The 6,352-nt window shown below is 56.8% G+C and carries 8 protein-coding genes; 1 reads left to right on the top strand and 7 read right to left on the bottom strand.

Annotated features, from left to right (window positions below; all coding sequences use genetic code 11):
* The coding region (locus I2E13_RS05780) for a BRCT domain-containing protein (protein WP_229057847.1) at window positions 1-1,954 on the bottom strand (1,954 nt) is incomplete at its 3' end.
* Window positions 1,947-2,378 (bottom strand): hypothetical protein, encoded by a 432-nt coding sequence (locus I2E13_RS05775; protein ID WP_195404471.1) that lies wholly within the window; start codon window positions 2,376-2,378, stop codon window positions 1,947-1,949. The genes I2E13_RS05780 and I2E13_RS05775, both read right to left, overlap by 8 nt.
* A 152-nt stretch (window positions 2,379-2,530) precedes the next feature.
* Here I2E13_RS05775 and I2E13_RS05770 point away from each other — a divergent pair, with 152 nt between their 5' ends.
* Complete coding sequence (locus I2E13_RS05770) at window positions 2,531-2,755, top strand: hypothetical protein (protein ID WP_195404470.1); 225 nt, start codon at window positions 2,531-2,533, stop codon at window positions 2,753-2,755.
* Window positions 2,756-2,778: 23 nt separating this feature from the next.
* On the opposite strand, the gene I2E13_RS05765 is transcribed toward I2E13_RS05770, so the two are convergent.
* The 5 genes from I2E13_RS05765 to I2E13_RS05745 are packed head-to-tail and all read right to left on the bottom strand — an operon-like array spanning window position 2,779 to window position 6,323.
* A complete protein-coding gene (locus tag I2E13_RS05765) occupies window positions 2,779-3,207 on the bottom strand; it encodes a hypothetical protein (protein WP_195404469.1) in 429 nt (142 codons plus the stop codon).
* Window positions 3,208-3,209: 2 nt separating this feature from the next.
* Window positions 3,210-3,848, bottom strand: coding sequence for a DUF3846 domain-containing protein (locus tag I2E13_RS05760; RefSeq protein WP_195404468.1), 639 nt, complete (start codon window positions 3,846-3,848; stop codon window positions 3,210-3,212).
* A complete protein-coding gene (locus I2E13_RS05755; RefSeq protein WP_195404467.1) occupies window positions 3,845-5,044 on the bottom strand; it encodes a hypothetical protein in 1,200 nt (399 codons plus the stop codon). Before I2E13_RS05755 ends, I2E13_RS05760 begins: the two co-directional genes overlap by 4 nt.
* Window positions 5,041-5,535, bottom strand: coding sequence for a hypothetical protein (locus tag I2E13_RS05750; protein ID WP_195404466.1), 495 nt, complete (start codon window positions 5,533-5,535; stop codon window positions 5,041-5,043). The genes I2E13_RS05755 and I2E13_RS05750 overlap by 4 nt, the downstream gene beginning before the upstream one ends.
* A gap of 32 nt (window positions 5,536-5,567) precedes the next feature.
* The gene (locus I2E13_RS05745; RefSeq protein WP_195404465.1) at window positions 5,568-6,323 is read right to left on the bottom strand and encodes a hypothetical protein; all 756 of its coding nucleotides are present in this window, start codon (window positions 6,321-6,323) and stop codon (window positions 5,568-5,570) included.
* Window positions 6,324-6,352 lie beyond the last annotated feature (29 nt).

Here is a 6,352-nt window from a genome sequence, read left to right as displayed (position 1 = left end):
TGACGCCCACCACGCCGTCCGAGACGACCTCGGTCCAACGGATGTAGCGCACGGTATCCGCAGTCATCTTGACGGCGAGCGGGATGGAACGATAGCACAGGTCATAGTTCTCGGCCAGCTCGCCGGTAAGCCAGATCTTGACCTCAGCGATAGGGGAGCCACAGATCTCCGCGCCATCCCGACCAGTCACCCAGACCGAGGAATCCCAAGCCCTAGCCGCGTAGCAGATCGAACCCGCGAATTGCGACCCCTCGACATGCAAGGCGAGGTTGTAGATGGAATGCCCACCGTGCGGATATCCGATATGGCGGTGTGCGGCGGCCTCGGTCTGCTTGCCCCAAGTAGATACCCAGCAGCCTGCCATGATGACCGCATCATCGTCATCGGGGATATCGACCACATCGCGGGTCACATACCAGCGATACATCGGCTGCGGCGGCAGCTCCTTGCGGTTTGTGACATTATGCGCCCATCCGTTAGGAGACAGCGTGGGTGTCTCATTTGAATCGGGCATGAACCCGACACAGGTGACGCTATCGCCGATCTTGGCGGTCTTCTTACTGTTTTTCACGTAGCCGCCGCAGCGTGCCTCGATAAGTTTGAACTGGGCGTTCTTCTGACCACCCCAAACGCCTGGGCAAGCATAGCTCGACACGCGGACGGCAGCGCCGTTCGCAGAAGCGCCGAGGGTGTCGAGGCGCTGGCCATCAGCATCCGAGGTGAGGAAATAGCACGTATGGTCGGTTTCGTTCGTGGCAGACGGTTCATGATCAATCCACCAGGAATTCTCTCTACCTGCTGCCTTTCGAATGTCCCAAATGACGGCACTGCCCGTCTCCATAGTACCGTTTTTCCAAGAGCTATTGGCGTTAACATGACCGTTATTGTTGAGCGTCTGGACCAATTTGGGACCGATGAGGCTCCCGAGGGCGAACGTGAAGGCGCCCACCCCGTCATCGAGATAAGGCTTGAAGGCCCACATCTGGTTGGCGCCATCGTAGTCCTTCCAGAAACACAGTCCTCGACCGTTGCCCCATTGGGTAATAGGCTTACCGCTGACATAGCCGCCCTGCCCGACATCCACCATGGCGTTGGGGAACGCCAAAGGCGAGAGCTTGAAGACACCGCCGTAAAGCGTCACGTCGTTCCTGATATTGATTTTCTCGGTATCGATATCGATGTCACCCGTGACCTCGCGGAGGTCTTTTTCGTGGTCCGGCGTGCCATCCCTGTTGTTCCTCATCACGTTTTTGACGTCGACCTCGGCTCGAAACGTGTTCACGGCCTCGTTGGCGCAGCGGCGCATGAACAATTCCGGTTTTTCATACGAATAGTCATCGTACCCGACGATATCCCAATGCCCGTTATTCTGGCTGACTCCCGCGCCCGCGTCCGTATCGAGCATGTCTCCGCGAAAAGTCGAAAGCCGGTTGTTGTTCAGGAAAAGCTGGCCGTCATTATCATCGGCATGAATGTTCTTCCACAGGCGGTTCGCATTTTGGCGGTTTATGTCCGCGCAGGCCATATAGGGATGCGCTTTGATATGGTCGTACAGCTCGTTCGAGTAGTCGCACTCGACGAGCAGGCACAGGGAGTAGCCGAGCGCTTGGAGATAAGGGCTATCCCAGCCTTGATAGGTAAACCTATCGGCGGCAACCCAAGTTATCCATCCGTGTGCGAAGCCGCGGCCGTAGTTATTCGCACCCTGTGTTCGGTCTGGATGCGTAACGCAATGTGTGTAGCCGTTGGAAGTGAAGCAGCCGCCGAAATAATACGAATTCGGCTGCGGGCTGATGTGCTCACCGCGAAACCACAGTTCCTTTGCCATGGCAGACCGTGCAGGCACCGCGCCGAGGCCAGCAACGACCGCCAGCGCCGCGAACAACCCGCGGCGCGAGAAGGAAATGTCTTTATACGGGTCTTTTGCGAGATTCTTACCGTTGCCCTTACTCATCGATATCCCCCAAGTCATTAGAAGCGGCAGTGTAATTCGAAATGCCCAACACCGCGACCGCCGCGATAATCAGTTCGAGAAACGCCTGCGTGTCCAAGCCGCGGTTGATGTTGATGACGGAACCGGCGACCTGAAGGCAGGCGATCGCGATGCGCGCCGCCTTGTTATTCCTCACTGCCGGCACGAGCAAAAGAAACCCCGTGAGCGGAAGCCATAGGGTATTGATGTTCAAAACGGAAATCATTCCCGAGATTCGTCCTTCGCCTAGACGGCCGTCCGTGGCGAAATCGATGCCATGGGTGACATTTATAAAGAGGTACTCGGCACCCAACCCGATCGTCGGTAGAAGTCCGAAAAGACTGGCCAGAAGCCCTCCCTTGAGGGCATCAGGGCTTGAGATATACCTTTTGAGATTGAATTTCATATCATCCTCCGCTAGCTCTGGCGATTATTCCCGAGGATACTCATTGCTCAACCGCCCCGCTCAGACTTGCCGCTGCGGCAACACCCGTGCCTTCCGCAACCTGCCGAAACTGCTAGAATGTGCTCGAATATAGATTCACTTGGAGGAACTCGTTGGCTTACATCCTCATGGCGGTAATCGTCCTTTTAGCAATCGCCTATATCGTCTACCTAATCCTCGACCTCATGTCGCGCAGAAAGTTTGCCGAGCAGTACAGCACATGGGAGCCAGACCTTGACAGCTACTACAAGCAGGAGCTTGAGAGGGAGCAGCAGGCCAAAGACGCGAAAATCTGTGAGATTCTAGAAGACCTGCTCCGAAAGCAGGGGATGATATAGGGGGCGGATCTCTGCAAATCCGCCTACCGGCAGCCTGACTCCCTCACTAGCCCGACTTCCTCCGATAGCCCCGCCTCTACGCTTTTGGATTCAAGTAATCCGTCTATTCCAATCTCATCTCGCTCGGTAACTTGATCTGGTCCCACCTCGGGGAAGGCCGCGCAGACCGCATCCTCATCCAATCCGAAAAACTCGGTCCCGCGTGCGAACCGCCCCGTATGGTGCCAGGACTTATATTCGAGATACCTATCGGCGAGCTGCGCCCTGGTCATCGACTCGATCTTAGAATCGTAGGCAAGGTCGAAATCGTCGCAGTAGTCCTTGATGGCCGAGATGATGGCGCCGCGCGTCCACTTCGACATCGGCATCTCGCCCGACTCATATGCCGCCCGGGCGCGGACGCTCATGGAGGTTCCCACGTACCCGGCCTGTCCGTAGCTCACAGCACCCATGGCTACCACTCCGTATCGTCGTACGAGTTCTGCCAGCTATCGTCGTACGAGTTGGAATATTCGTCCTCGAGACGTTGGTTGTACAGTGCCGCCTCGTCCTTCTTATAGCAGATGAACTCATCGATCTGCGAGGACTCGTTGTTCCACTCGTCCTGCTCCCTGAGCTTTGGGTCGGGTTTCATGCATTCCATATAGCCGAGCGCCGACACGCCCGAGTACGGGCCGCCGCGACCGCTGAACAAATCAACGACGTCCTGCACTTCCTTATCGGAAAGGGAGCATTCCGTCCCCTCATACGGTTCATAGCCCACCACAACGAAATCGCCGTACAGCACATCGGCCGGGTCGTCCGCCACTACGGTCTGGCCGGTGAAAGGGGACTTACGATCCTCGTCCGCCATCTCCTGGGTGGCCCAGATTGCACGGTTGGCAGGACAAGCCGCCCGCCCTTCAGCATTGACATAGACGCAGACCGCATCTCCCAAAGACTTGTCGGGCAGCTCTTGGGATACATTGACGGCCCGCTCGCCGACAATTCCCTTGAGTGCGGCGCTACAGCTCCCATTCTCATCGACCGGCAGCTCGACTTCGCGGCATTCGGCGTTAACGGGCACCAGCACGGCGATAATCGTATCCATCATCGATCGCCGCCCTCAAGAGTGCCGGCGCCGATAGTCCCGATACCCTCATTGACCATCTCCGCCTCATCGCCCTTCGCTTCAGCAAGGTCATCGAGGCACAAGTCCCCATCTGGAGCCCCTTGCAAGGCAATCATCTTCTCGGCGGACCCGATGATGGCGTCGATGTCATAGATTTCATGGTCATCGTTGTAGTAGAAGAGCTCCCCGACGCTGAGTTCGGGGTTGTTCACAACGACCTGTGCGAAGCGGTTCATGTCTGCAATGGACTCGCCCATGTCGAAATCATGCAAGGAGTATTCGCTGAACCGCCCGTGGAGCTCATAGTCAGACATGACGATATCGGCCGCTGCGACCCCCTCCATATCCGCTATGTCCTGAAGGGCACCGTCGAGTTCTCCTTCATCCATCGGCAGCGTCAACTGATGGGCGAGGCTGAAACCCATCTCGGTCATGTCGCGGCTCTCGACATAGACGACGATGCGGTCGGCCGCGAAATCGCGGTCGCCCTCGAAAGCCGCCTGCTCGAGCTCATCCAAATCGAATTTCATCAAATCGACCTCTTTTGAGTTGCGGTCGAAATAGCCGCTTTGGCCCAGGCACACATCTCCGCCCGCCGCCATCCAGGCGCCCAATGCCTCGGCAGGCACATTGTCGAGCAACTTGCCGATACTCAAGAGGCTGGCCTTCGAGGCGGGGGAGAGATGGCTGTCGTTCACGCACGCCTCGAGCTCTTCGCTGGCTTGGTCGAGGAGCGTGAGGCCGTATGCCCGCCACAGGTCGCTGGGCAGCGGGTTCGCGCTATCGACATCGACCGAATAGCCGCTAAACGGCATCTCATCGGTCTGCATGATGACGTTGCCGACCATAAGCGGGTCGACGGGGACATCGAAGTTGTCGCAGTAGTCGCGCACGGCATCATAATCGAGGTCGGGATTTCTCTTGACGCACGCCGCCATGGCATTGAGCGCCCGCAGGTCCACACACCCGTCCTCGGCGAAGTGCAACTTGTCGAACTTGCCGGATGTCTGAATATCCTCGATGGCATAGTCGTGCCTGCCGAAATAAGTCATCACGTTGATGACATTCTGCAGGTCATCAGGCGCCATCGGCAGGGTAACACTGTCATGCGGGGCGTATGCGTAATAGGCCGCATCACTCGCCGCGACGTCGACCCTGATGTTTCCGATCTTGCTCATCGTCTGCTCTCCTTATGCTCAAACTGCCTATCGCGGTCAGCCATCCCCTCGACCAAATCCGCCTCGGCCTGCTTCTCATCGCAAAGGTCATCCAGCCCGCGCTCGATGCCGTCCTTTATCGGCTCCAGGCCAAGCGTTGAGCCGTCGATTTCGATTTCCACGGCGCTGACGCGCCCGCCGGCCGGCATCTCCGCCTGACCGCTCGCGATGGCGATGCCCTGGGCGCAGGCGTTCTCGATACACATATGTCCGAATTCATGCGCAGACACGTCGATATCGATGCGAATACTGGCCCTCGGGATATCGAAGCCGGCGCTGCGCAGGGCGCAGCGGATAGCTGCCTTCTCGCATACGCGAGCGATGTTGTAGCCGACGGCTCCGTGTCCGTGAAGTCCGGTAAAACTGATGCTGGGCATACACGGGCCGCCGCCGATACTGACGGAAACCTTTCCCTTGCCCTCGATATAGAGGCTGCAAGACCCACCGTTCATATCGGCCTCCTTATTTTCCGTTTCCTAGACTGTCAAATTTCGTTTTCGATTCCAACGCGACTGACCTCATCACCGTCAGAGACAAGGACAGCTTCCTCGCTTTTCGCCGAACAGATATCATCGAGACCCTGTTCCCCTCGTTTATCCTCGATATATCCCATCTCAAGCCCCGCGTTGAATGCGATCCCCGCGGCGAGATCGTCCCGTTCGATGCGCTGTTCTGCTTCCGCAAGACTAACGGCTACCTTCTCGAGGGCAGCAGGTTTGAGCGTCTCTTTCATATGCTCGGAGCCGAGTTCGTTGACTGTGTCCGCTACATCTTGAACGGAGACGAAACCGATGGGGAACTTGCTATCGGGATTGACTCCGGCAAGCGCATATTCGTCCGCATCACGACAGCTCGATTGCAGTTCAGGCATGCCGAGATCAGAAAGCTCAATAAAGGCTCGAGACTTGAACTCCTGATCGAAATATTCAATATCAGCTCGAGCTTGAGATGCCGCACCAAGAGCGATAGCAGAACCGAGTATGAACTCAGAAGAAATCTTGCCGCCGCCGTAATCCTCGGCAGTCAATTGAGAATCGAGGACAGCAGCATAGTTCTCGATTATTTCGCTGCATCTGGAATCGGTATAGCAGTCGATGTTTTCGGATGCGAGTGCATATACCGAGCTACGGGTATCGCCCTTGCGTTTATCCAGCTCGTTATGGGCGATTTTGTTGACGAGCCACATATCCAGACCGCCGGACTCATACAGCTCGGCAATGGTCGGCTTGACCTCAGACATAGCTACTCCATCTCTCTAATTACTTGATG

Origin of the sequence: Collinsella aerofaciens (assembly GCF_015554145.1) — a bacterium.
In the GTDB taxonomy this organism is placed as follows: Bacteria; Actinomycetota; Coriobacteriia; order Coriobacteriales; family Coriobacteriaceae; genus Collinsella; species Collinsella aerofaciens_AA.
This window is presented reverse-complemented; position numbering and strand designations above follow the sequence as displayed.